The following is a 25908-nucleotide window of genomic DNA, read 5'->3' as shown; positions in this document are numbered from 1 at the left end:
CGACGCTTCCTCTAGTGGTTTATTCTAATCTTACCGATTCTATTACTCTTATTCTTTTGTTCCGATCTGCATCGGAACGGCTGTCAATTCAATATGTCTACGAACGTATTTCTTTTTGTTTTCCGCTTGTCTCTCAAAGCGGGTGCAAAACTAAAACTTCTTTTTGTTTCTCGCAAGAAAAATTTAAAAAAATTTGAAACTTTTTTTTCGTTTCTTTTTTCTTAATTTCTCCTCCAGTCTCTCAATGAACTTCCGTGTTTTGCGGGGTGCAAATGTAAAAAGCATTTTCAAATCTCACAAGCTTTTTTTAATCTTTTTTCTGAAAAATTTTTCAGTTTTGATTTTCATTTCTTGCCAGTGTTTCAGGGAACGTCTTTCGCTGTTGCGGGTGCAAAAGTACACAACAATTCCAGTTACGCAAGCCTTTTCGCAAACTATTTTTAATCTTTTTTATAAACCGCTGGTTTTGCGTTTTTTACAACGCAAAGTTTTTTTCATCGTTTTATCTCTATTGCGGTTTTTAGCCATTTTGCCCTGCTTGGTCCGGTTCTGCCGCGAAGGCAGTAAGTCTCGAAGTCTGGTTTTTTCGGGGTTCTTTTTAATCTCGCAGAGACGCAAAGACGAAGAGTTTTCTTTTTTTTCTTCGTTTTTTCTTCTGAGATTGTCTTTTCCTTCGGGAATTTTATTCTGGAAACTCATGCCCCAGCCCCTATAGTAGTGGAAATCCTTTTATGTTGGAGTTCAAAATAAAAGATTGGAACGGATAGCGGAAAATAGCTCCATTAAAAGTAAATTCTAAATTTTTTAAATTCCAAACTCAAAAGGGCTTCGACTTCGCTCAGCCGGACATTACTATATATAGGTATGGGTGAATTAGATTTTTTTTGGAGATTCAATTCGTCTTATACAGGACGTAGACGCACTGCTGTGCGCCTCTACGAAGAATTGGGGCGCAATTATAATGTTATACATATATATATGTATAGAAATAAACCCAACAGGTTTCCAAAACCTGTCGGGTTGTGAGAATGAAATTTACACTTATATATTATGTATGCTTATATATGTATACTTTCGTTTAAGCTATCGATTGCTTCTTTTGTGATTTGAATGCTTTTTAGTTTTGCCTGATGATCGAAGATTGGACTTGTAACCATTAATTCGTCGATTCTTGCGTAGTCAATGAACTTTTTCAAATCGGTTATTAACTGTTCTTTGTTTCCTGTGAAGGTTCCGGCTGTCATTTGATTAACATGGAAACGTTCTTGCTCGTTCATGATGTCATCTAATGACGGAACTGGCGGCTGCAAACCTTTACGATCGTTTCTAATTAAGTTTAGGAACATTTGATATAAACTTGTAGACAATAGTTCTGCTTCTTCATTTGTATCTGCTGCAATGACATTAACACAAGCCATTACTTTTGGTTTGTCTAAATATTCTGAAGCCTGAAAATTTTCTCTATAAAATTCAAATGCCTGAATCATCAGCTTTGGTGCAAAGTGTCCAGCGAATGCGTAAGGCAAACCGTAAGCAGCTGCCAAAGCCGCGCTGTCCATACTTGATCCTAGAATCCAGATTGGAACTTTTAAGCCTTCGGCTGGGAATGCGCGCACTTTTCCTGTTGCGTTTTCGGTTGAAAAATATTCTTGAAGTTTGCTTACGTTTTGTGGAAAACGTTGTGCCTGCTCAAAAAAGTCTTTTCGGATTGCTTCTGCCGTTGGCTGATCTGTTCCCGGTGCTCTTCCTAAACCTAAATCGATTCGGTTTGGATAAAGTGTTTCAAGAGTTCCAAATTGCTCGGCAACTACTAAAGGCGAATGATTTGGAAGCATAATACCACCAGAACCTACACGGATATTTTTTGTCTGACTGGCAACATAACCAATTAAAACAACTGTCGCCGTACTTGCAACGTGTGCCATATTGTGATGTTCAGCAAGCCAAAACCGTTTGTATCCTAAATTATCTGCTAATTGTGCTATGTCTTTTGTTTTTTGAAATGTTTCTGAAGCGTTGCTATCCTGAGTAATGATAGCGAGGTCTAATAATGAGACTGAAATTGGTTTTTTCATATAAAAAATGCTAATAGGCAAAATTAGTTCATTTATACGGATGCCTTTTATTTTCTAATGTTAATAGAATTATAATATTCTAAAAACTCTTCAAATTTGTAATTTTTAATAATTAATTATTGTTTTACGATAATTAATTATACATTTGCAATATCAATTTAATTTTTAAATATATGAAAACAACTCATATTGTATCCAGAATATTATTTTACTTTACCCGATTTTTGTCGGTTGTTTATTTCTTTTTAGCCTCATATTCTGTTTTTACTTTGGTAACGGGATTATTTTTGACATTTAAAGACAATGGAAAATATTTTCAGGTTTGTTATCCTTTTACTTCTCATCCTTTAATGCTTGGTGATTACAACCTGCCGTATATTCTTTTTGATTTTTTGGCTCCTTTGAGTTTGTACGGACTTTTCTTTTTATTGAGCAGTAATGTTTTTAAAGTATTTTTTCAGCCTAAATTATTTACTCCTTACGGGGTTTCTCATTTAAGGCGTTTCTATTTATCGAATTTATTAATTCCGGGTATTGTATTATTTATTGCTTTCTTCTTTGTTTCGCTGGATAATGAAGTTTGGCTTTTTATTATACTACATGGAATGCTTGGATCTTTTGCTTATTTTTTAGCAGCTATTTTTAAGCAAGGTTTAAACCTTCAGAACGAACAAGACTTATTTATATAACTATGCCAATAATTGTAAATGTTGATGTAATGCTTGCCAAACGCAAGATGCAGAGTAAAGAGTTGGCAGAAAAACTAGATATTACGCCTGCCAATTTATCGATTCTAAAAACTGGAAAAGCAAAAGGAATCAGGTTTGATACTCTCGAAGCTATTTGTAAAATATTGGATTGTCAGCCTGGCGATATTTTAGAGTATGTAGCAGAATAGCTTTCTTTTAAATCTTATTTCTTTATCATAAAAAATCGGTTTTTGAAGCCGACAGGTATTCTATTGCCTAAATTTTTCAAATCGTAGTTTAATTCAATCATCTAAATCAATCAAAAAATGAACAGTTTATCAATCCAAAATCTCAGCAAAACGTATGAGAACGGTACAAAAGCGATTGACCATTTATCGCTTGAAATTACAAACGGAATGTTTGGTTTATTAGGTCCAAACGGAGCCGGAAAGTCGACTTTAATGCGAACTATTGCCGCTTTGCAGGAACCAACTTCGGGAATTATTGAGTTTAACGGAATTAATATTCTGGAAAACCCAATGTTTATCAGGCAAAATCTGGGTTATCTGCCACAGGAATTTGGTGTTTATCCTAAAATTTCTGCTTATCGCCTGCTCGATCATCTGGCAGTTTTAAAAAGAATCGTTGATAAAAAGGAACGTCACGATCAAATTTTATATTTATTACAGCAGACTAATTTATTACAGCATAAGGATAAAGCGGTTCATTCTTTTTCTGGCGGAATGCGTCAGCGATTTGGAATTGCTCAGGCTTTACTTGGAAATCCGAAAATTATCATTGTGGATGAACCAACTGCAGGACTTGATCCAGAAGAAAGAAACCGATTTAATAATTTATTAAGTGAAATTGGCGAAAGCATTATTGTGGTTTTATCGACACATATTGTAGAAGACGTTCGCGATTTATGTCCAAAAATGGCAATTATCTCTAACGGAAAATTGATTTTGGAAGGAAAACCAAATGAAGCGATCGATTCTTTGAAAGATAAAATCTGGATGAAGACGATTGAAAAAGCAGAACTTAAGGATCATCAATTGAACTTTAATATTATTTCGTCCAACTTAAATTCAGGGAAAATCAACATTCATGTTTTCTCAGATGGGCGGCCAGATTCTGGCTTCGAATTGATATCGCCAGATTTAAGCGATGTTTATTTTAGTGTTTTAACTCAAAATCAATTTAAAAATTAGTGTTATGCTTTCTAAATTAATTCAATTTGAATGGCATAACAATACCAGAAGCTGGGCTTTTTATGCCACATTTATCATTTATTTGGTTTTAGGATTTTTTGTGAGCGCTTTTGCCAATTTCTCTTTTTCGGGTGCTTACAAAAATAGTCCGTATGTGCTTACGTATGCGATTGGCCTGATTTCGTTAATGACTATTTTTTCGATTACACTTCAGGTTGCGCAAAGCTTTTTAAAGGAATATGAAACGAAATTCGATTCCATTATTTTCTCCTCTCCTATTTCTAAGTTTCATTTTTTGGCACCTAAATTTATTACCGCGTTTGCAATCGCCGTAGTTTCTTTTGGAATGTTTATTATAGGAATGATCGCAGGGCATCAAATGTTGTGGCTTTCTAAAAGCGAAATTGGGCCTTTTGAAATTATAAATTATGTCTGGCCATATCTTGTAATTGTGATCCCGAATATTTTACTGTGCCTTTCGATATTGACCGCTTTGGCCTGGCTTACGCAAAGCAAACTCTTCATTTATGTTGGCGGTTTATTAATTTACATCTTATATATAGCGGGTTCGATTTTTTCTAATTCACCCCTATTTGCAAATGCTTCTCCATCTTCGGCGAAAGCCATGTCTTTGGCAGCAAAAATAGATCCGTTTGGTTTAGCGGCGTTTTTAGAACAAACGCGATATTGGACTTCAATTGAAAAAAATACCGAATTGGTTTCTCTTTCGGGGAACTTTTTATTTAACCGATTGTTATGGATTTTGGTTTCCCTGTCTTTGCTTTTTATTTCCTATCGCTTGTTTTCTTTCCGAAAAACAAAAACTAAAAAGATAAAAACGCCTAAAATTGTTTCAAAAGAAGTGAAAGTCCTTTCTTCGGAAATTCCAAAAAGCATCGAGTACAAAACTTTCAGGCATAATTTTGTTATTTTTAAAAGCAATATCAAAATGGATATTTTTTTAGTTTTAAAAGGAATTCCGTTTTTATTGATTGTTCTTTTACTTTCGGGATTATTAATGATTGAGATTTCGGATGAAATTGACGGCGGAATCCGACTAGCAGAAAAAATTACGGATACGGCTTTAATGATTTCCACTATAATGGATCGTCTGCCTTTTATTCTGATCTTAATTCTCCTTTTTTACAGCAGTGAATTATTAAACCGAAGCGAAAATTCAAAATTTGAAATGCTCGAAAACACGGCGCCGTATTCTCAATTTGTAGTTTTACTATCTAAATTAACAGCGCTTTTTATAATTCCGTTAATCATTATCAGCATTAGTATTTTGATTGGATGCGCCTTTCAGATTGCAAATGCCAATGCTCCAATAGAAATTGGTCTTTATCTTTCTTTGTTTTATTATCTCGGATTTCCGTTGCTGCTGATCTCTATTTTGGTAATTGCGATTCAGACTTTTATTAAAAACAAATATATCGGACTTTCATCTGCTGCTTTTGTCTCTATTTTGTTTTGTACCGGAATTGGAGAACAATTAGGAATTTCGCATCCTTTACTGCGATTTGGAAATGCTTTTAAAACTGAATATTTTGATTTGAATGGTTTCGGAAAATACACTTTTCCTTTTCATATTATGATGTTGTACAATTTCGGATTGGCTTTACTGCTTCTTACTTTGACTGGAATTTTGTGGAAAAGAAACGCTTCAATCCTAAAAACCTTTCGAAGAAATTCCTGCAATGCCGTTCAAAAAGCAACTTTTGCATTGGGAATTATTCTTTTTATTGGTTTTGGAAGTTATCTTTTTTATAAAACGAATATTGAATATCCATATTTGACCGAAGAAGATCAAAATAACTGGAGCGAAAAATATGAAACTCAATTTAAAAAATATACCAATCTTGAGCAACCTACGATTGTTTCTGTAAAAAGTAAAGTCGATTTATTTCCTGAGGAAAATCGCTATGAAGTAAAAGGCATTTATGAATTGATCAATAATTCTGAAAAACCAATTGATAGTTTACTCCTATATATAGATCGAAATTCAAAACTGACTTCTGTTGAAATTCCGAATTCGAAAAATCTGGATGATGTTACCGTATTTCATCATTATTGGTATCGATTGGAAAAGCCTTTGAAGCCGAAGCAGAAAATGAAAATGAGTTTCTCTTTTGAGTCTTCCTGGTCGCCGTTTAAAGGACATACTGCCTTTAATTCTATAATCGAAAAAGGTTCTTTTATGCGAATAAGCCGTTACTTTCCACTTTTTGGTTATCAGGAATCGAATGAAATCAGCAATAAAAAAGAGCGGGCAAAAAGACATTTAAAACCACAGACGCCTCTTAAAAAACTGGAAGATAAATCGGAAATTAGATATGATTTTGTTGATTATGATGCTGTGGTTTCGACTTCTAAAAATCAAACCGCGATTGGTGTTGGAGATTTAGTTGGGAAATGGAAAAAAGACAACCGAAATTATTTTCATTATAAATCTAATGGCAGGATTCCGTTTCGATTTGCTTTTTCTTCTGCCGAATATCAAATCCAAAAAACGAATTATAAAGGCATTTCTATTGAAGTTTTTTATGATAAAAGACATTCCAGAAACATCAAGAAGCTAATTCAGGATGTAAAAAACACTTTAGATTATTGCCAAGGTAATTTTGGTAAATATCCGTATAAAACGATTCGTTATGCCGAAGTTTCTGCTTTCGCCGATGGATTTGCAGCAACTTCATATCCGTCAACAGTTTTTATGAAAGAGAATTTTGGATTCTATAGTGATCTCAAAAATAAGGATAAAGAAGATGTTATTAATCAATTAACGGCTCATGAATTGTCGCACGAATGGTGGGGAAATTCACAAATAAGCCCGGAACAAAAAGAAGGAAGCTGGATTTTGACCGAAACATTGGCGCAATACACGGAGCTGATGCTTTATGAAAAAGAACATGGTTTGGAAAAAACGCTCGAAACTTTAAAAATTCATCTCGATTTATATTTGAGCAGCCGAAGTTATGATCCTGAAACATCTTTGTATAAAACCAATTACGATACGCCGCATTTGCCTTATGACAAAGGAATGCTGGTTATGCATCAGCTTAGAATTTTAATTGGTGAAGAAAAAGTAAACCTGGCTTTGAAAAATTTTCTCAATCATTATAAATATCCAAACCCGTTTCCTGATTCTGAAGATTTACTAAAAGAGATTTATGCTGTGACAGATCAAAAACTGCATGCTAAATTAAATGAAATGTTTAAGCAGATTATTACGTATTCGTCAAAAATAGAATCGGTTTCAAGTATTAAACAAAATGGTTTTTATGAGGTTTCTTTTAAAGCGGTTTCTGAAAAATTCAGAGAAAATGCAACTGGAGAACGAAAACAAATTGCAAACGATGCCACTATATATATTGGTATTTATGATGAAAACGGAAAGTTGTCTCTTTATCCTTTTGATATCAAAAACAATAAAATTGAGGACAAAATTAAACTAAAAACGAAACCTCAACGCATTGTTATTGATCCATATTTAATGAATATTGATACTTTTATAAAGGACAACGAAAAGGAAATTGACTAGTTTTTTTGCCACAAATTCCACGAATTATTTTTTTTGCCACAGATTAAAAGGATTAAAATGATTTTTTTGCTTGCGCTAAAGTTTATCCTGAAAATAAATAATCCTTCTAATCCTTTTAATCTGTGGCAAAAAACTTTTACTCCAACTGAATAAAAATCTGTTTGTGAGTTGTTTTTCCGTCATCTTTAATGTTTAAATCTTTATTCGATTCGATTTCAAATTTTGAAGAAGTATCAACTGCTAATGAAATATCTCTGTATCGAAAGTTTTCTGGAATTTCCGGCAGTTCAATTGTAACTTCTATTTCTTTATTTTTTTGTTTGTAATCGACTTTAATCCTGTCTCTTAACCAAATATATTCGTAAACTTCCTGCCATGGCGCCATCCAGATTGAATCGTTTCCTTTTGTGCCATATTTATTAGCAAGCGTTGTCATGTAATATTTAAAATCAGGAAAACACATGCTTAAATTCCACAAATTTGTGTTTCCTGTTCCGTGTGTAAATTCGTTAAACCAAACCGGATTTGGCTGTTTTACTATCGAATCTACTATTTTCAAATAACGATCCATCGTTTTAAAACTGGTAGTATCTTTTGAGCTTTGCACAAAAGTTCTGGACGTAATCATTTTATCTAAATTTACTTTTGAATTAACATTAAAAACGGGTCCAACGCCAGAAGATGCAACTGAAAAAGAGCCATTTGCAAGTGCGTCTTTTTCATATTCTAAATGATAACCTGCGTCACCTTCTCCACCGGGAACCACAAAATGCGACATTGTAAAATCAAGATTTTGTTGTATCGAAGCTGTATTTTCGGTTACTTCTGTCAAATAATTTGTGCCGTGTTTTGTTGCATGGTGAAAACCGTGATTCAAAATATCCCAGCCGGCATTGTACATTTCTTTAATTTCCGGCCACGAAAGACGTCCGCGATTTACTGGTAAATCGTGAATTAAACCGCCGTTAACAGCCAAAGCCAATTTAAACGGAATTTTATTTCCAAATCCGTCCGAATAAAAAAGACCTTTTGATATTGTTCCGTCTCCGCCCTGGTCAATTTTCCATTCATTTTTATCTGGACTACTGATTTTTCCTCCATTCAGTAACGGAAATGCTGTTAAGTAAGCCGATCGATACCCATCATCGAGCGTAAAACTATAGGCGAAATGTTTGTTGAACTTTAAAGGAGCTGGTTTTAATTTGACTTTATTGTCTGATTTTAATTTGATTTTAAAGGAAATAATTTTCGTTTTTGTAGAATCTGTTTTAGTAGTATAATCATTTCCAAAACAAAAAAATGCTGAATTAATCAGGAGAACGAAAGTCAATAAAAATGGTTTTATTTGTGAATGTGGTACTTTCATTTTAAGGTTAGAATTAGAGGTTTTAAAGATACAAGATAATTGATAAGTTTTGAGTGTAATAATTGCACACGGATAAAACGGATTCACTTTGTGAAAACGCTGATAAAACAGATTTTAATAACAAAAAGAATGATATTTCAACACAGTAAACATATTTAACGAAATATAATAAGTCTGATTAAGATAAAAAAGAAAGAAATCCTTTACAATTAATGCTTCGCAAAAGGAAATTATGCGATTGCTGCTTTTTATGCTGGAAGAAAAAATCTCGAAAAAGCTACTTATTACTCTAATAAAGTTTTAGCACTTTCTAATAAATATGACAAAAGTTTCAACTCTTAAACTTTAATGACGTCCTTGTATCGAATTGATTCTTTAAAAGGTGATTTTCGTTCTGCCCTTGCCAATTATAAAATCTTTAAAAAACTGAATGATTCTCTTTATAATATTTCGAAAAACAAACAAATTGAAGAGTTAAAAATTCAATATGAAACTCAAAATAAAGAAGAAAAAATCAATCTCTTAAATAATCAATCTAAACTTCAGGAGAGTGAATTACAAAAATCGAAACTTATAAATAGTGTGTCGATCTGGAGTTTAGTTTTATTACTAATTACAATTGGATTATTGTATAACCGATACTGATTGAAACAGCGAAATCTCGCCAAACTCGCAATCGGCTTATTTGGAAAATGATATGGCTTTATCTGCAATTAAAAACAGTCCGCACAGAATACATTCTATGTCATTGATTCATCAGAAACTGTACAATTCTGAGAATATTTCGACGATTAATATGCCGAATTATATTAAGGAATTAGTCGAATATTTACGAGAATCTTTTTCGCTTGAACAGAGGATTCATTTTGATGTAAAAATTGATCCGCTGGAATTAGATGTTGCACATGCCGTTCCGCTTGGATTGATTTTGAACGAAGCCATTACGAACTCTATCTAATATGTTTTTCCCGAAGATCGAACAGGAATGATTTATATAACGCTTGAAACCAAAGCTGAAAATCAATATTTATTGACAATTTCAGACAACGGCATTGGTTTTGACACTAACCTCAGCAATAAAAGCAAACTCTTTCGTAATGAGCTTAATAATACGGCTTAACAGATGATCTTGACGGAAAATTAACAATGAAAAATAATAACGGAATGATTTTAAAAATCGAATTTTCGCAAGAATTTCCGCTGAATCAAAAAAGGAAAGTGATTTAAAACCTAAATTTGTACATCAAAACACCAATTCGGTTTTAGTTTATCTGCAAATGACACACAAAATTTTAATTATAGACGACGAAGAAAAACTTAGAAGTCTGCTGGCGCGTATTATAAAATCAGAAGGGTTTGAAGTTATCGAAGCCAAGGATTTAAAATCGGGTTTTAAAAAATTAGAACAGACGGATATTGATGTCGTTTTATGTGATGTCAAACTGCCGGACGGAAACGGCGTTGATTTTCTTCAAAATATAAAAGGAAGTTTTCCGCTGACAGAAGTTATTCTGCTGACTGCTTTCGGGAATATTCCGGATGGCGTTCAGGCAATGAAAAATGGTGCTTTTGATTATATTGTAAAAGGCGACGATAACGATAAAATTATCCCGCTTCTTTATAAAGCAGTTGAAAAAGTACATTTGCAAAAGAAAGTACAGCAGCTCGAAAAACGTATCAGCGACAAATACTCTTTTAGTACCATTATAGGGAAGTCGAAAGGAATTGAACAGGTTATTGATCTCGCGCAAAAAGTAGCCAAAACAGATTCGACTGTTTTGCTTACCGGAGAAACCGGAACCGGAAAAGAAGTTTTTGCACAGGCAATTCATGAAAACAGCAATCGTGCAGGAAAATCATTTGTGGCTTTAAACTGCAGTACATTTAGTAAAGAAATTCTGGAAAGCGAACTCTTTGGTCACAAACAAGGAGCTTTTACCGGAGCTTTAAAAGATAAAAAAGGCTTTATTGAAGAAGCAAACGGCGGTACTTTGTTTCTGGATGAAATTGGCGAAATGCCAATTGACCTGCAAGCCAAACTATTGAGGGTTTTAGAAACCAGCGAATATATTCCGGTTGGCGATACCACTCCAAAAAAATCAAATTTCAGATTAATAGCCGCTACAAATCGGGATTTAAAAACAGAAAGTGATGAACATCGTTTCCGCTCTGATTTGTATTTCCGTTTGAATATCTTCGAAATTAAACTGCCTTCTTTAAGAGAAAGAATCAAAGATATTTCGGTATTGACTCATCATTTTGTTAAGCAGTTTTCTGAAAAAACAAATAAAAAAACATTACATATCGCTGATGATTTTCTACAGAAACTAGAAAATTATTCCTGGCCGGGAAATATCCGCGAACTTAAAAATATCATCGAAAGATCGGTTATTTTGAGTAATGGCAATACTTTAACTTCGGATGTTCTGCCTTACGAAATCCAGCATCAAACTGAAAAAAGTACTAAACCAATGTCAGCTTTCTCCATGCAGAGTATTGAAAAACTCCATATACAAAAGGTTTTAAATTATACTAAAGGAAATAAAGCTGAAACGGCAAGATTATTAGAAATTGGAATTGCGACTTTGTATAGAAAGCTGGAAGAATATGGAATTGAAAATTCCAAAATTTAAATTCCAATGGTAATAGCAATGACAAACTTCAGCATCAATTTTCAAAGCTTTGGAGAAACGTAATATTTATAGATTCCCATTACCATTAATAAAAAACTCCAGCGGAGCGACACTTACACAATCCAAAAATATGTTACCCCGGTGGGACTCTAATATCTGTGCTTGTTGTTTTCTATAAACATAACATTTCGCCGGAACTTGAAAATAACATATCAAAACGAGAAAAGCTTATCAAAATGATAGGCTTTTTTTATGCCCGATTTTTAGCATAAAACTACATTCCTTTTATTGACAGCACTTTACCTATAACTTCTTTTTTTCGGAACATATTTTGGCATAAGGAGAGAGAACATTAAAAATTCATTTCAAATGAAAAATCAAGTTACCTCAATCTACAAACAAGCGGAGCGATTTGCCGAAATCACTAAAAAATCGATTATTTCCGGCAATATCGTGAGAGCTAAGAAATGTCTGGCTCTTGCTGAACGTTTGTTTATAACCGGAAGCATCGAAACTAAAAATGCCATTTCTAATGTGTATGTTTTTTCGGTTTCTTCTTTTATGGAAGTACGTCACTGCAATATTTCACATCTTTTTCCACAAACGCTTAAAGCAGAATATATCAAGCAGGTCAATGCTTCGGGTGTATAAAAGTTCAATTGGTTAACTGTTTAATCGGAAAAATCTAAAATCTAAAATCTAAAATCTAAAGTCTACAATCTAAAATAATCATCCTATGGTCACTTTTCTTTTACTCGCACTGGCAGTTTTACTGTTTGCAATTTGTTTTCTCTCTGTTGAATTTTTTGAAAAAATCTAAATCATGACCGCACTATTTATTATTTCAATCGCCGTTTTCGTGTATTTGGTTTATGTATTAATCAAACCCGAAAAATTTTAAAATATGAATTTTTAGAATTTAAGATTGTCTCAAAGAAATCTAAAATCTAAAATCAACAATCTAATATTAAATATATGAACACAGAATTATTAGGCGTCATTGGTATTTTTATCCTAACTATTATTTTAGCAATCCCTTTAGGAAAATATATTGCTAAAGTTTATTTGGGAGATAAAACACTTCTTGACCCGATTTTCAATCCAATTGAAAAATTTATCTTTAAAATCAGTGGTATAAATCCTGCCGAAGAAATGAACTGGAAACAACACTTAAAAGCACTTTTAAGTATTAATATGGTTTGGTTCTTTCTTTGCTTTTTTGTCTTATTATTTCAGGGTTCTTTGCCACTTAACCCGGATAACAACCCATCTATGACACCTGATCTGGCATTTAATACAGCTATTTCATTTTTAGTCAATTGTAACTTACAGCATTATTCAGGCGAAAGCGGGGTTTCTTACCTTTCACAAATCCTCCTGATGTTCCTTCAATTTGTTTCTGCTGGTATCGGAATGGCTGCTGCCGCAATGATTTTTACCGCAATGAAAGAAAGAACGACAGAGCAATTAGGTAATTTTTACAATTATTTCATCAAAAGCTGTACTCGTGTTTTATTACCGCTTTCAGCAGTTGTAGCTATTATATTAGTTTTCAGTGGTACTCCAATGACTTTTGAAGGTAAAGATGCTATTACAACTTTACAAGGCGATCATGTAGAAGTTTCTCGCGGACCTGCTGCTGCATTTATTGCTATCAAACATATTGGTACAAACGGTGGTGGATTTTTTGGAGCCAATTCAGCGCATCCATTAGAAAATCCAACTTATTTTACTAATCAAGTTGAGCTTTGGGCACAGATGATTATTCCGTTTGCGATGATTTTTGCTCTTGGTTTTTTCCTAAACAAAAGAAAACTTTCTAATATTATTTTTGGGGTAATGACCGTTGGATTTTTATTCTTGGTAGTTCCAACAGTTATAAGCGAAATCAACGGAAATCCTGCTATCGAAAAAATGGGTATCGCACAGACAACTGGAGCGATGGAAGGAAAAGAAGTTCGGTTTGGACCCGCAATGTCAGGTTTCTGGAGTATTGCTACAACGGTAATTTCTACAGGTTCTGTAAACAGTATGCACGATAGTTCAATGCCCATTTCTGGTGCTATGCAATTATTATCTATGATGGTGAATGCCTATTACGGCGGATGTGGGGTTGGTGTTTTAAACTATTACATTTTCATTATTCTGGCTGTATTTATCTCTGGATTAATGGTAGGCCGAACTCCTGAGTTTTTAGGGAAGAAAATCGAAGCCAGGGAAGTTAAAATTGCCGCTTTTATTGCCATTCTTCACCCATTATTAATATTATCCGGAACAGCTTTAGCTTCTTATTTTGCTGCACATGATACTGCAATGGGTTATTGGTTCAACGGAAACGCAACAGGCTGGTTAAATAATCCCGGTAATCACGGATTTTCAGAAATGTTATACGAATACACTTCAAGTGCGGCCAATAATGGTTCTGGTTTTGAAGGTCTGGGAGATAATAATCCGTTTTGGAATATTACTACAGGAATTGTGTTACTGTTAAGCCGTTTCATTCCAATTATTGGTCCATTGGCAATTGCAGGTTTACTGGCAGGTAAAAAATACATTCCAGAGAGTGCAGGAACTTTAAAAACTGATACATCAATTTTCGGAATCATGACTTTTGCTGTAATCGCAATTATCGCTGCTTTATCATTCTTCCCAGCGTTGGCACTTGGTCCTTTAGCGGAATATTTTACACTAAAATAAAAATGCTGGATATTTTAAACACATCGAAACATAGAATTTAAATCTATAAAAAAAGAATAAAAGAAAACTCGTTTTCACACATAGTTAGGCAATTCAATATAGCCCGTGGTTTCAACCACGGGAAACGGATTGCGGAGAGACAGATTGCGATATACACTGCGTCCCAACGGTTGAAACCGCCTGGCTATGTTCTATAATCTATGTGTTTTTTAGGGCATAACATTTAACAAATAACATTTAACTTTTTACAAGAAAATGACAACTAATAAATCCACATCATTGTTTGAAAGTAAGCAAGTAAAAGAAGCCTTAGCGCAGTCTTTTGTGAAGCTTAATCCAAAATTGATGATCAAAAATCCGGTAATGTTTACCGTAGAAATTGGAACTGCCATTATGTTTGCCGTTTGTATATCCATATTAATGGGAGCAAATGATCAGGGTAGTTTTACTTATAACCTAATTGTATTTTTAATTTTATTGGCAACACTTTTATTTGCCAATTTCGCCGAAGCAATTGCCGAAGCAAGAGGAAAAGCACAAGCCGACAGTTTACGAAAAACAAGAGAAGAAACTCCTGCTAGACAAATTTTGCCAAACGGAGAAATTAAAAACATTAGCTCTTCGGCATTAAAAAAAGACGATATTTTCGTTTGTGAAGCCGGTGATTTAATTGCTGCCGATGGTGAAATTATCGAAGGTCTGGCTACTATCGACGAAAGTGCCATTACTGGAGAAAGTGCTCCTGTAATCCGGGAAGCCGGCGGAGATAAATCATCTGTAACCGGAGGGACAAAAGTATTATCTGATAAAATTAAAGTAAAAGTAACTTCTGAACCTGGCGAAAGTTTTTTAGATAAAATGATTGCTTTGGTTGAAGGTGCGAGCCGTCAGAAAACACCAAACGAAATTGCCTTAACCATTTTATTAGCCGCATTTACTTTAATCTTCGTGATTGTGTGCGTTACGCTAAAACCGTTTGCCGACTATGCAAATGCACCCATCACGATTGCGGCTTTCATTGCTTTGTTTGTATGTTTAATTCCAACTACTATTGGAGGGCTGCTTTCTGCAATTGGTATTGCGGGAATGGACAGAGCTTTACGAGCTAACGTAATTACAAAATCGGGTAAAGCGGTTGAAACTGCTGGAGATATTGATGTACTGCTTTTAGATAAAACAGGAACAATTACAATTGGAAACAGAAAAGCAACTAATTTTTATCCAACAAAAGGAATCTCTTTAGATGATTTTATTAAATCTGCTGTGTTGAGTTCGCTTGCAGATGATACTCCGGAAGGGAAAAGTATTATTGAGTTGAGTAAAACGATCAACCTAAATGGTAAAATGCAGGATGACATCTCACATTTCACAGATAACATTTCACATACGATCAAATTTACTGCCGAAACCAGAACTTCTGGAGTTGTATTAAAAGACGGAACTAATATTAGAAAAGGCGCGCAGGATGCGGCTAAGAATATTGCGCAGCAGGCAGGAAATGCTTTTCCCGAAGATACTGCACAGCAGGTGATTACGATTTCATCTAATGGAGGAACTCCGCTGGTTGTCATTAAAGATAATGTAGTTCAAGGTGTTATCGAACTTCAGGATATTATAAAAACCGGAATGAAAGAACGTTTTGAACGCTTACGCAGAATGGGAATCAAAACGGTAATGGTAACAGGAGATAATCCGCTTACGGCTAAATTTATTGCCGAAGCAGCTGGTGTTGATGATTTTATTGCCGAAGCTAAACCTGAGGATAAAATGAATTACATTAGAAAAGAACAGGCCGAGGGAAGACTGGTTGCCATGATGGGTGACGGAACAAATGATGCTCCGGCTTTGGCTCAGGCAAATGTTGGAGTTGCCATGAACAGCGGAACGCAGGCTGCAAAAGAAGCAGGAAACATGGTCGATCTAGACAATGATCCAACAAAATTAATTGAAATTGTTGAAATTGGAAAACAGCTTTTAATGACTCGTGGAACATTAACTACGTTCTCAATCGCTAATGACGTTGCTAAATATTTTGCAATCGTTCCGGCACTTTTCATTACAGCAATTCCTGCTTTGCAAGGTTTAAATATTATGCGCTTACACAGTCCAGAAAGTGCAATTTTATCAGCTGTAATTTTCAATGCGATTATCATTCCAATTTTGATTCCGCTTGCGCTGAAAGGTGTTGATTATCGTCCAATTGGAGCAAGTGCCATCTTAAAAAGGAACCTTTTGATTTATGGTCTTGGCGGATTGATTGTCCCATTTATCGGAATTAAAGTTATTGATTTACTGGTTGCCTTATTTATGTAAATAAAAGTTACTAAGGTTCTGAGATACTAAGGTGCTAAGTTTTTTCTTAGTCCCTTAGAACCTTAGCTCCTTAGAACCTCTAAAAATAAAAAAAATGAAAACTATATTTTCACTATTAAAACTTACACTGCTTACTTTAATCTTATTTGCAGTGATTTATCCTTTAGCAATTTACGGAATTGCACAACTGGCTCCAAATCAAGGAAAAGGAGAAACTATTTCGGTTAACGGAAAAGTTGTTGGTTATCAAAAAATTGGTCAAAAATTCGATAAGTCGAATTATTTCTGGGGAAGACCTTCGGCTGTTGATTACAATGCTGCAGGAAGTGCCGGAAGTAACAAAGGCCCAAGTAACGCCGATTATTTGGCTTTAGTTCAAAAAAGAATTGATACTTTTTTAGTAGTTCATCCTTACTTGAAAAAATCTGAAATTCCATCTGATATGGTTACAGCTTCAGGAAGTGGTTTAGATCCAAATATTTCTCCTCAAGGTGCTTTGATTCAGGTAAAACGAATCGCTAAAGAAAGAAAACTGGATGAAACCAAAGTAAAAGCTTTGGTTGAATCTAAAATTAATACCGCTGTTGTTGGACCTGAAACGGTTAATGTTTTGGAATTGAATGTGGCGCTGGATCAGCTTCGCTAAGACTCTAAGATGCTAAGGTTCTAAGATACTGAGATTCTAAGTTTTTCTCCTGCAAGGTTTTAAAAACCTTGCAGGTATGATAGACTAGTTGATACGAATTTTCATTCTTGTTCTATGCGCATTCTTGTCATTTCGACGAAGGAGAAATCACACTAGTAATTCGACAAAGATTGGCGATTAACTGTGCGGAATTTCTAGTGTGATTTCTCCTTCGTCGAAATGACAAACAGAACGTAAAACTTAAAATTAAATACCTACAAGGTTTTGAAAACCTTGCAGGAAACAAAACGCCTTTTTACCCCAAATGCCCTAGCCCCGATAGTAGTGGAAATCCTTTTTCTGGCTCCTTTAGCCAGAAAAAGATTGAAACGGATAGCGGGATTAGCTCCTAAAAAATCTACTAATAAATAATAGAATACCACAAAAATGAAAAAAATAATACTTACTGCTTTAATCGCTTTTGGTTTTAGCAATTTACATGCACAAGAAGAATCAAAAAGTCCGTTTACGTTTTCAGGATATGTAGATGCTTATTATAGTTATGATTTTGCAAAACCGGAAGATCATACACGCCCGGGATTTTTTTACAGTTACAATAAAAGCAACGAGGTAAACCTAAATTTAGGTATGGCAAAAGTGAATTATTCGAAAGAAAATATTCGTGGAAATTTTGCTTTAATGGCCGGAACTTATGCTGAATATAATATGGCTGCCGAGCAAGGTTTATTGAAAAATGTTTATGAAGCAAATGTTGGGGTAAAGATTTCGAAAAACCATAATTTATGGATTGATGCCGGAATTATGCCTTCGCATATTGGTTTTGAAAGTGCAATTGGAAAAGACTGCCAGACTTTAACGAGAAGTATTCTGGCTGAGAATTCTCCTTATTATGAAACGGGAGTTAAAATTGGTTATACTTCTGAATCTGGAGCATGGTATTTGGCTGGTATGTACTTAAATGGCTGGCAGAGAATTGAGAAAGCAGAAGGAAATCAGACGCCTGCTTTTGGAACTCAGGTTACGTACAAACCATCAGATAAAGTGGTTTTGAACTGGAGTACTTATGTTGGAAATGAACAGCCGGATATTAACAAAAAATGGCGTTATTTTAATAACTTTTATGGGCAGTTTAAAGTAACAGAGAAAACAAATGTTACGGCCGGTTTTGATGTTGGATCCCAGCAATCGGCTAAAAGCAGTAATAAATATGATACTTGGTTTTCACCCGTTTTGATTCTGCAATACAAACCAACAGATAAAATTCAGCTTGCGGCACGCGGTGAATATTATAGTGATGAAAAAGGTGTAATTATCGCAACAGAAACTCCAAATGGTTTTAAAACTTATGGATTTTCAGCTAACTTTGATTACTTAGTTACTGATAATGTTATGTTTAGAATTGAAGCCAGAAATCTTTCTAGTAAAGATGAAATCTTCACAAATAAAGATAATCTTCCAACGGATACAAATACATTTGTAACGACTTCGCTGGCGATTTCTTTTTAGAAAAATATTTCCTGCTGCAGATTAAAGGATTTTTTTTCTGCCGCGAATTACACTAATTTTCACTAATTTTTATTAAATATAATTCGTGGAAATTAGTGTAATTTGTGGCAAATAAACAACACAAAGCATGCAATAATCCTTTTAATCCGTGTAATCTGTGTAATCTGTGGCTAAAAAAATAAAAAACTTTGTGATTTAGCGCCTTCGTGGCAAAACTATGAAAGAAGAAAAAGAAAATAATGCTCAGCACTTTTTAGATTTAATTCAGAAATCACGAAAAGGAAAGTTTAAAATCTACATTGGAATGAGTGCCGGTGTAGGCAAAACTTTTCGTATGCTGGAGGAAGCACATTCGTTATTAAAAAACGGAATTGATGTAAAAATTGGTTACATCGAAACGCACATGCGAAAGGAGACTCATGAATTATTAGCAGGTCTGCCTATAATTCCGAGACGGACTATTTTTTATAAAGGAAAAGAACTTGAAGAACTCGATGTTCAAGCCATCATCAATCTTAGACCCGAAGTGGTTATTGTTGATGAATTGGCGCATACGAACGTTGAAGGAAGCAAAAATGAAAAACGCTGGCAGGATGTTTTAGAAATTCTGGAGGCTGGAATTAATGTAATTTCGGCTGTAAATATTCAACATATTGAGAGTTTAAATGAAGATGTAAAGCGTATTACAAACATTGATGTTCAGGAACGTATTCCTGATAATGTTTTACGATTGGCAGATGAAGTCGTAAATATCGATTTAACATCTGAAGATTTGATTGCGCGTTTGAAAGAAGGAAAAATTTATACTCCGGATAAAATTCAGACGGCTTTAACGAACTTTTTTAAATCGGAACAAATTTTACAGCTTCGAGAACTGGCTTTGAAAGAAGTAGCGAGTCAGGTCGTTCGAAAAGTAGAAAATGAAGTTCCGAATCTTCATGCTTTACGACATGAGAAACTTTTGGCCTGTATTAGCAGTAATGATAAAACGGCCAAAATTGTAATTAGAAAAGCGGCGCGACTGGCAAGTTATTACAACGGAAGCTGGTATGTTTTGTATGTAGAAACTCCGCAGGAAAGCAGTACAAAAATTGCTTTAGACAAACAGAGACATTTAATTAATAATTTTAAACTCGCCGTACAATTAGGCGCAGAAGTAATTAAATTAGAAAACAAAAATATTGCCGATGCGATTTTAATTACCGTCGAAGAAAAACAAATTACAACTGTATGTATCGGAAAACCGCATTTGAATTTATTTAAAGTAATTTTGTCTACAACAATTTTCAGACGCTTGTTAAACAAACTGTCTTTATCAAATGTTGATCTTGTTATCCTGTCATGAAAAATTTTTAAACCATATAAGTTATATAAGTTCATTTAATACTGGGCGTTAATTTTTTTAAACGCAAAGTTTGCTGGGATTTTTGCTCGCGAAGGCGCAAGACTGCAAAGTCTTTTGCTCCTTCCTTAATTATACATCCCCTTATATTTTCTTATATCACTCATATGGTTCAAAAAAAATTAAATGTTTTATAAAATGAGAATTAAAACCAAATTGAATCTGGGAGTTGGATTATTATTTGTACTAATAATAATACTCACATTAGTGAGTGCCTTTTATATTTTTTCTATAAAAAAAGACACTGAAAATATTCTGAAAGCGAATTATAATACGCTTGAATATTCGCGAAACATGCTTTTGTCTTTAGACGAAATTAATACTAGTAAAGATAATGCAATTATTATTTTTAAAGATAATCTTCATAAACAAACCCAAAATGTTACTGAAGCCGGAGAGAAACAAGAAACGGATAATCTCGAAAGAAGCTTTGCTCTTTTAGAAAAAAACAGCTCTGATGAATCTTTAAAAATGCAAATCAGGCAGGATATTTTTGAGATCATGAAACTCAATATGAATGCCATAAAACAAAAAAGCGATATCGCCAAACATACCGCCGAAACTGCCAATTTATGGATTGCCATTGTGGGAACCTTATGCTTTTTGATTGCTTTTAATTTATTAATCAACTTACCAACTAATATTGCAAACCCAATAAAAGAATTAACGCTGAGTATTAAGGAAATTGCGAATAAAAATTATTCTGAACGCGTTCATTTTACCAATCATAACGAATATGGAGATTTGGCAAAATCGTTTAATACGATGGCGCAGAAACTTCAGGAATATAATGATAGTAATTTATACAAACTATTCTTCGAAAAGAAACGATTGGAAACGCTTATTAATAATATGCATGATCCAATTATTGGTTTAGATAATAAACATATCGTTTTATTTGCCAATGATGAAGCTCTCAAAATTGTTGGAATGAAACTGGAAGATGTTATTGGAAAATCGGCTTCAGATTTAGCTTTATCAAATGATTTGATTCGTTCTTTAATTTTAAAAGAAAATGGTGAGTCTCCTAAAAAACAACCACTTAAAATTTTTGCTCACGGAAAAGAAAGCTATTTCGAAAAAGAAATTATTAACATTACTATAATCCCAACCGGGGAAGAAAAAGAAATCAATATTGGCGATGTGATTATTCTGCGAAATATTACGCTTTTTAAAGAACTGGATTTTGCTAAAACCAATTTTATTGCAACAGTTTCGCACGAATTAAAAACACCAATTGCTTCTATAAAATTAAGCCTTCAATTGCTTGAAAATGGTAAAACGGGCGATATGAACGACGATCAGAAACAATTGGTTGAAAGTATTAAAGATGATAGTCAGAGGCTGTTGAAAATTACAGGTGAACTGCTTAATTTATCGCAGTTGGAAACTGGAAATATTCAGCTGAACATCGAAAAAAGCAATCCGCACGAAATTGTAAATTACGCTGTTGAAGCCGTAAAAGTCCAGGCCGATCAAAAGCAGATAAAACTAATAATTGATGCTGATGAAAATCTGCAAGACGTGAAAGCCGACAGTGAAAAAACAGGCTGGGTTTTGATTAATTATTTGTCAAATGCAATTCGGTATTCTTCCGAAAAAAGTACCATTTTCATCAAATTAAAAAAAGAAAACAACCAAATCGTATTTCAGGTTATCGACACCGGAAAAGGAATTGACACAAGGTATAAAGACAAAGTTTTTGATAAATATTTTCAAGTCCCGGGAAGCCAGAAATCCGGAACGGGATTGGGATTAGCGATTAGTAAAGAATTTATTGAAGCGCAGAATGGAAATGTTGGTGTAGAAAGTAATTTGGGATTGGGAAGTACATTTTGGTTTTCGTTGAAAATATAAGATTAATTGTTAAAAGAAAAAATTATAAAAAGCCGCAGGCTCGATCCATATTGCAGGGCTGTCTATTAAACAATACGAATCGTCCCTGTGAACCTTTTGCAATATGAATATATTTTAACCGGAAATCCGGCCCTACAATATAAATTGTCCCTTCGGGGCTTAAAAATGTGAGATAACATCAAATTCACAACATATTAAAATTACTCGTTTATTGAATTTGTTATTTTCATTGTCATTCATATTCCATTAATTAATATTCGCTTAAGGTTCAATTAAGCAAAAAATAGTTAGATCATGCCTTCGTTATTATTGCAATTTATAACAATAATGAAAGATGTTTTACAAAACAATTTCTCTGATATTCCTATTCGGTTTATTTTCTGCGAATGCACAACAAAATGATTCCATTACAAAAATTGACAGCACTTCAAATCATTTAAAATTCAATTACAAACAATTAATTATTCCTGGGGTGTTAATTGGCTACGGAGTTATAGGTCTGGAAAGCGATCAGCTGCTGAGTTTCAATTCGCAAATCAAAGCTGAAGTTACCGAAGATATTGATGAGAAAATTACAATTGATGATTTTTCACAATACGCGCCTGCGGCATCTGTTTATGCTTTGAATGCATTTGGTGTAAAAGGTAAAAATAATATGCGTGACCGTTCTGTTATATTTGTGACTTCGTATGCTATTATGGCAACAACCGTTTTAGGTTTAAAATCGATTGTACATGAACAAAGACCTGACGGGAGCTCGAACAACTCCTTTCCTTCAGGACATACCGCCACTGCTTTTGCCGGAGCCGAATTTTTATGGCAGGAATATAAAGACAAATCAATTTGGTACGGAATTGCCGGTTATGCCGTCGCAACCGGAACCGGATTATTTAGAATTTATAACAATCGCCATTGGTTAACCGATGTTGCGGCAGGGGCCGGAATTGGCATTTTGAGCACAAAAATTGCTTATTGGATGAATCCATATATTACTAAAAAATTATTCAAGTCATCATCTGAAATTAAGTCAACTTCTATGATTGCACCTTTTTATAATGGACAGCAATATGGTTTGAGTTTTGTGAAGGTTTTTTAAAGATTCATTTATCGCTTATTATCATCTGGTTAATAAAGTTAAGTAGTTCACTCTTAACAGTATTCATAAAAAAAATCTAAAAATATTTGTGTAACTCAAAAGTTACATATAAATTTGTGTAACCTTAAAGTTACTTAAATATGAAAACAGAAATTAACCACAAATGGTTTTACAGTCAAACTCCTGAGGAGATTTGGATGTATCTTACAGAGACAGAATTAATTGCACAATGGATCATGCCAAATGATTTTAAACTTCTTTTAGGACATCATTTTACATTTCGTACCAATCCGATTCCAAGTTTAAATCTTGATGGAATTTTTCATTGCAAAATATTAGAAATCGTTCTTTTCAAAAAACTTGTTTACAGTTGGAAAGGGGGGCCAGGAAATGATGAAACTATCTTTGAGACTATTGTCGAATGGACATTGGAAAAAAAAGATAATGGTACCGAATTGCATCTCCTTCATACCGGATTTAAAGAAGAAAATGTTTCAATCCTAACCGGAATGACAGAAGGCTGGCTGAAAAAAATGGAGAAAGTGGAGAATCTTTTAAATGAAAAATAATGTCACTGCCTAATCTTGATGCCTTACAAGTAATTGCAGATCCAAACCGCAGGCAAATTCTGCAATTGCTTACTAAAGAAACGTATAATATAAATGCGCTGGCTGAAAACTTTGATATGAGCCGTCCTGCTGTTTCAAAACATATTAAAATATTGCAGCTGGCGGGTTTTATTTCTATCCAGGAAATTGGACGGGAACGTCATTGTGTTTTAAATCAAAAAGGATTTGATGATGTTAAAGCGCTGATCAGTCATTTTGACCAGTTCTGGGAAAACAAACTCAGCAGACTGGAAATTATTTTGAACAAAAAGAAAGATTAATTTAAAAAATTAGAAATCATGCAAAAACAAATCTTGCTTGATCTTTTAGATCATAACCGCTTTGTCTGTAATCTTACATTTAAAAATATAACTCTGGAAAACAGCCGCTTTCAATTGAATGAAAAAACAGCTTCGGTTGGATTTATTTACAGACATATTGGAGAAACAGCAAACATTCTGGGAACGTTTTTTGGAAATAAAACGGATGTCGAAAACACAACAATCGGACAATCTGATACCGGAAAAGATTATGATCTTCAAACAAGTCATACATTTATAGAACAAGGATACAAAACACTCGAAGATGTTATAAATAATTCTTCTGATCAGGATTGGTTCGAAGAAGTAGAAACTTCTTTTTTAGGAACAGTTCCAAGAATTAAATTATTATCTATTATTCTTTTTCACAATTCACATCATTGCGGACAAATTGCATCGGCGATTGTTAAAGGAAACTAAATTTATAAAGGAAAGATCGTTTGACCAAATATATTGAAAAGCAGCAAATGGAAATAACGCAAAATATTGGCTGATAAAATCCATGTCTGTCACAGGCAATTATAGAAAAAGAGGAGTTAAAATTTAAGAACTTTTTTGTCCATTTGCACTTTTCAGAATTTATAAAAATCTTTTTATGCTAAAATAAACTTTTATGCATTCGTCGTATTATTCTTAATCTCCATAACTTCTCTCTTAACTTCTAAAAGCAGTTCTTTCATGCTTTCGGTTTCAGATAATGTTTGTTTTTTATCTGATCGGCCAATGCTGCATTCGTATTCCCAAATCTCTAAAATATCAGAAGCTTTCACTTCATAATTTGGATAAAAACTATTATCCGATTCTAAAACCAAAGCGTTCTTTTTATTTTTATTGAGACGTTTGTATACCATCCCTTCATTTTTGGTAATCAAAATATACGTCCTGCCATCCATCACCTCTCCCAGCCTTTCTACATAACGGCCAATAATAATTGAACCATCTTCATGCGGCGGCATCGAATCGCCTTCTACAGGAAAACCTCTGTGCTTGCCCGGTCCTAAAAACGGGAGTGAAACCTGCTGTAAACTTTCAATGTATTCCGGATCGGCATATCCGTTTAAGTAGCCTGCTTTTGCTTTTTGAGATACAATTTCGATATAATTTTCTCCAAATTGATCCACTTGAATTGGCAAAATAAGTCGATTGCCTTCTAATTTTATCAAATTTTCCACGTCAATTTTACGCACATCGACAGACAATAATAAATCAATGCTCATATGAAAATATAAAGCAATCTGCTTTAAAATATCATACGGTGCTTCTGAAGTTCCGTCTTCATATTTAACGTATCTACCTCGGGTAATCTTTAGGTTTCCAGCTAATTTCTCCTGCGATATTTTATGCTTAACCCTTAATGCTCTGATGTTGTCTGAAAATAAGGACATAATTAATTTGTTATAATTTAGAACAGCAAATATATAAAAAAATGTTATTATCTGTACTAATTTTGCTTTATACAAAAAAACTTTTTTTGAAGTGATTATGAAATTGAGCAATATAAATACCACAAAATCAATAGAATTGTACATCCCGGATGTAAGTTCGAAAGTAATGCTGCCTTTTTTTGACGTTGGTATCAGCGCAGGTTTTCCTTCGCCTGCTGATGATTTTATCGAATTATCGATTGATCTCAACAAAGAATTTATCAAACATAAATACACTACTTATTTTGCCAGAGTAAAAGGACATTCTATGAAAAATGCCGGTATCAATGATGGCGATTTATTGATTATTGATAAAAGCCTGGAACCACAAAACAATAAAATTGCTGTTTGCCAAATTGATGGCGAGTTTACTGTAAAGCGTATCAGAATAGAAAAAGACATAATCTGGCTTATTGCCGAAAATGAAGATTACCAGCCTATAAAAGTAACCCCGGAAAATAATTTTGTAATTTGGGGAATTGTGGTTCATAGTATTAAATCTTTTTAAGTTGAATGTCACA

General features: G+C 33.9%; 23 protein-coding genes. 20 read left to right on the top strand and 3 right to left on the bottom strand.

Annotated features, from left to right (window positions below; genetic code table 11):
• Window positions 1–1058: 1058 nt before the first annotated feature.
• Window positions 1059–2075, bottom strand: a complete 1017-nt coding sequence (locus AABD74_RS10230) for an LLM class flavin-dependent oxidoreductase (protein WP_406845444.1) — start codon at window positions 2073–2075, stop codon at window positions 1059–1061.
• Between the two features lie 173 nt (window positions 2076–2248).
• Here AABD74_RS10230 and AABD74_RS10225 point away from each other — a divergent pair, with 173 nt between their 5' ends.
• The 4 genes from AABD74_RS10225 to AABD74_RS10210 all read left to right on the top strand — a co-directional run bounded on the left by AABD74_RS10225 (window position 2249) and on the right by AABD74_RS10210 (window position 7519).
• Window positions 2249–2764, top strand: a complete 516-nt coding sequence (locus AABD74_RS10225) for a DUF2975 domain-containing protein (RefSeq protein WP_232683074.1) — start codon at window positions 2249–2251, stop codon at window positions 2762–2764.
• 2 nt (window positions 2765–2766) lie between these two features.
• Window positions 2767–2973 carry a helix-turn-helix transcriptional regulator gene (locus AABD74_RS10220; protein ID WP_012024053.1) on the top strand — a complete coding sequence of 69 codons (207 nt, stop codon included), beginning with the start codon at window positions 2767–2769 and terminating at the stop codon, window positions 2971–2973.
• A 117-nt stretch (window positions 2974–3090) separates the two neighbouring features.
• Complete coding sequence (locus tag AABD74_RS10215; RefSeq protein WP_406845443.1) at window positions 3091–3975, top strand: ABC transporter ATP-binding protein; 885 nt, start codon at window positions 3091–3093, stop codon at window positions 3973–3975.
• A 4-nt stretch (window positions 3976–3979) separates the two neighbouring features.
• Entirely contained in the window at window positions 3980–7519 is a 3540-nt protein-coding gene (locus tag AABD74_RS10210; protein ID WP_406845442.1) for a M1 family aminopeptidase, read from the top strand.
• A gap of 136 nt (window positions 7520–7655) precedes the next feature.
• On the opposite strand, the gene AABD74_RS10205 is transcribed toward AABD74_RS10210, so the two are convergent.
• On the bottom strand, window positions 7656–8885 hold the full coding sequence (locus AABD74_RS10205) for a hypothetical protein (protein ID WP_406845441.1): 1230 nt from the start codon (window positions 8883–8885) through the stop codon (window positions 7656–7658).
• A gap of 348 nt (window positions 8886–9233) precedes the next feature.
• On the opposite strand from AABD74_RS10205, the gene AABD74_RS10200 reads away from it, so the two are divergent.
• The 15 genes from AABD74_RS10200 to AABD74_RS10130 all read left to right on the top strand — a co-directional run bounded on the left by AABD74_RS10200 (window position 9234) and on the right by AABD74_RS10130 (window position 24383).
• The gene (locus AABD74_RS10200) at window positions 9234–9530 is read left to right on the top strand and encodes a hypothetical protein (RefSeq protein ID WP_406845440.1); all 297 of its coding nucleotides are present in this window, start codon (window positions 9234–9236) and stop codon (window positions 9528–9530) included.
• Window positions 9531–9543: 13 nt separating this feature from the next.
• Entirely contained in the window at window positions 9544–9843 is a 300-nt protein-coding gene (locus tag AABD74_RS10195) for a histidine kinase dimerization/phosphoacceptor domain -containing protein (protein ID WP_406845633.1), read from the top strand.
• A 319-nt stretch (window positions 9844–10162) separates the two neighbouring features.
• Window positions 10163–11518 (top strand): sigma-54 dependent transcriptional regulator, encoded by a 1356-nt coding sequence (locus AABD74_RS10190; RefSeq protein WP_232683064.1) that lies wholly within the window; start codon window positions 10163–10165, stop codon window positions 11516–11518.
• Window positions 11519–11887: 369 nt separating this feature from the next.
• Window positions 11888–12169 carry a hypothetical protein gene (locus tag AABD74_RS10185; RefSeq protein ID WP_026730398.1) on the top strand — a complete coding sequence of 94 codons (282 nt, stop codon included), beginning with the start codon at window positions 11888–11890 and terminating at the stop codon, window positions 12167–12169.
• Window positions 12170–12341: 172 nt separating this feature from the next.
• The gene (gene kdpF, locus AABD74_RS10180; RefSeq protein WP_081909388.1) at window positions 12342–12419 is read left to right on the top strand and encodes a K(+)-transporting ATPase subunit F; all 78 of its coding nucleotides are present in this window, start codon (window positions 12342–12344) and stop codon (window positions 12417–12419) included.
• A 74-nt stretch (window positions 12420–12493) separates the two neighbouring features.
• Entirely contained in the window at window positions 12494–14215 is a 1722-nt protein-coding gene (gene kdpA, locus AABD74_RS10175; protein ID WP_406845439.1) for a potassium-transporting ATPase subunit KdpA, read from the top strand.
• Between the two features lie 255 nt (window positions 14216–14470).
• Complete coding sequence (gene kdpB / locus AABD74_RS10170) at window positions 14471–16528, top strand: potassium-transporting ATPase subunit KdpB (RefSeq protein ID WP_232683062.1); 2058 nt, start codon at window positions 14471–14473, stop codon at window positions 16526–16528.
• 94 nt (window positions 16529–16622) lie between these two features.
• Complete coding sequence (locus AABD74_RS10165; protein ID WP_232683061.1) at window positions 16623–17174, top strand: K(+)-transporting ATPase subunit C; 552 nt, start codon at window positions 16623–16625, stop codon at window positions 17172–17174.
• A gap of 426 nt (window positions 17175–17600) precedes the next feature.
• Window positions 17601–18680, top strand: a complete 1080-nt coding sequence (locus AABD74_RS10160) for a porin (RefSeq protein WP_406845438.1) — start codon at window positions 17601–17603, stop codon at window positions 18678–18680.
• Between the two features lie 217 nt (window positions 18681–18897).
• Window positions 18898–20025, top strand: coding sequence for a sensor protein KdpD (locus AABD74_RS10155; protein WP_232683059.1), 1128 nt, complete (start codon window positions 18898–18900; stop codon window positions 20023–20025).
• Between the two features lie 195 nt (window positions 20026–20220).
• Complete coding sequence (locus AABD74_RS10150; RefSeq protein WP_406845437.1) at window positions 20221–21939, top strand: ATP-binding protein; 1719 nt, start codon at window positions 20221–20223, stop codon at window positions 21937–21939.
• 334 nt (window positions 21940–22273) lie between these two features.
• Window positions 22274–23035: a phosphatase PAP2 family protein gene (locus AABD74_RS10145; protein WP_406845436.1), complete on the top strand. Its 762-nt coding sequence runs from the start codon at window positions 22274–22276 to the stop codon at window positions 23033–23035.
• 140 nt (window positions 23036–23175) lie between these two features.
• Window positions 23176–23604, top strand: coding sequence for an SRPBCC domain-containing protein (locus AABD74_RS10140; RefSeq protein WP_232683056.1), 429 nt, complete (start codon window positions 23176–23178; stop codon window positions 23602–23604).
• Window positions 23604–23924: an ArsR/SmtB family transcription factor gene (locus AABD74_RS10135; protein WP_406845435.1), complete on the top strand. Its 321-nt coding sequence runs from the start codon at window positions 23604–23606 to the stop codon at window positions 23922–23924. Before AABD74_RS10140 ends, AABD74_RS10135 begins: the two co-directional genes overlap by 1 nt.
• An 18-nt stretch (window positions 23925–23942) precedes the next feature.
• Entirely contained in the window at window positions 23943–24383 is a 441-nt protein-coding gene (locus AABD74_RS10130) for a DinB family protein (RefSeq protein WP_232683053.1), read from the top strand.
• 191 nt (window positions 24384–24574) lie between these two features.
• Here AABD74_RS10130 and AABD74_RS10125 read toward each other — a convergent pair whose 3' ends face one another.
• Window positions 24575–25348 carry a LexA family transcriptional regulator gene (locus tag AABD74_RS10125; RefSeq protein ID WP_232683051.1) on the bottom strand — a complete coding sequence of 258 codons (774 nt, stop codon included), beginning with the start codon at window positions 25346–25348 and terminating at the stop codon, window positions 24575–24577.
• Window positions 25349–25445: 97 nt separating this feature from the next.
• Here AABD74_RS10125 and AABD74_RS10120 point away from each other — a divergent pair, with 97 nt between their 5' ends.
• The gene (locus AABD74_RS10120; protein ID WP_232683050.1) at window positions 25446–25895 is read left to right on the top strand and encodes a LexA family transcriptional regulator; all 450 of its coding nucleotides are present in this window, start codon (window positions 25446–25448) and stop codon (window positions 25893–25895) included.
• The last annotated feature ends 13 nt before the right edge of the window (window positions 25896–25908 follow it).

Source organism: Flavobacterium soyae, assembly GCF_045348165.1.
Lineage (GTDB): Bacteria > Bacteroidota > Bacteroidia > Flavobacteriales > Flavobacteriaceae > Flavobacterium > Flavobacterium soyae.
The sequence above is the reverse complement of the archived record's forward strand: the minus strand, read 5'-3'. Positions and strand labels throughout refer to the sequence as shown.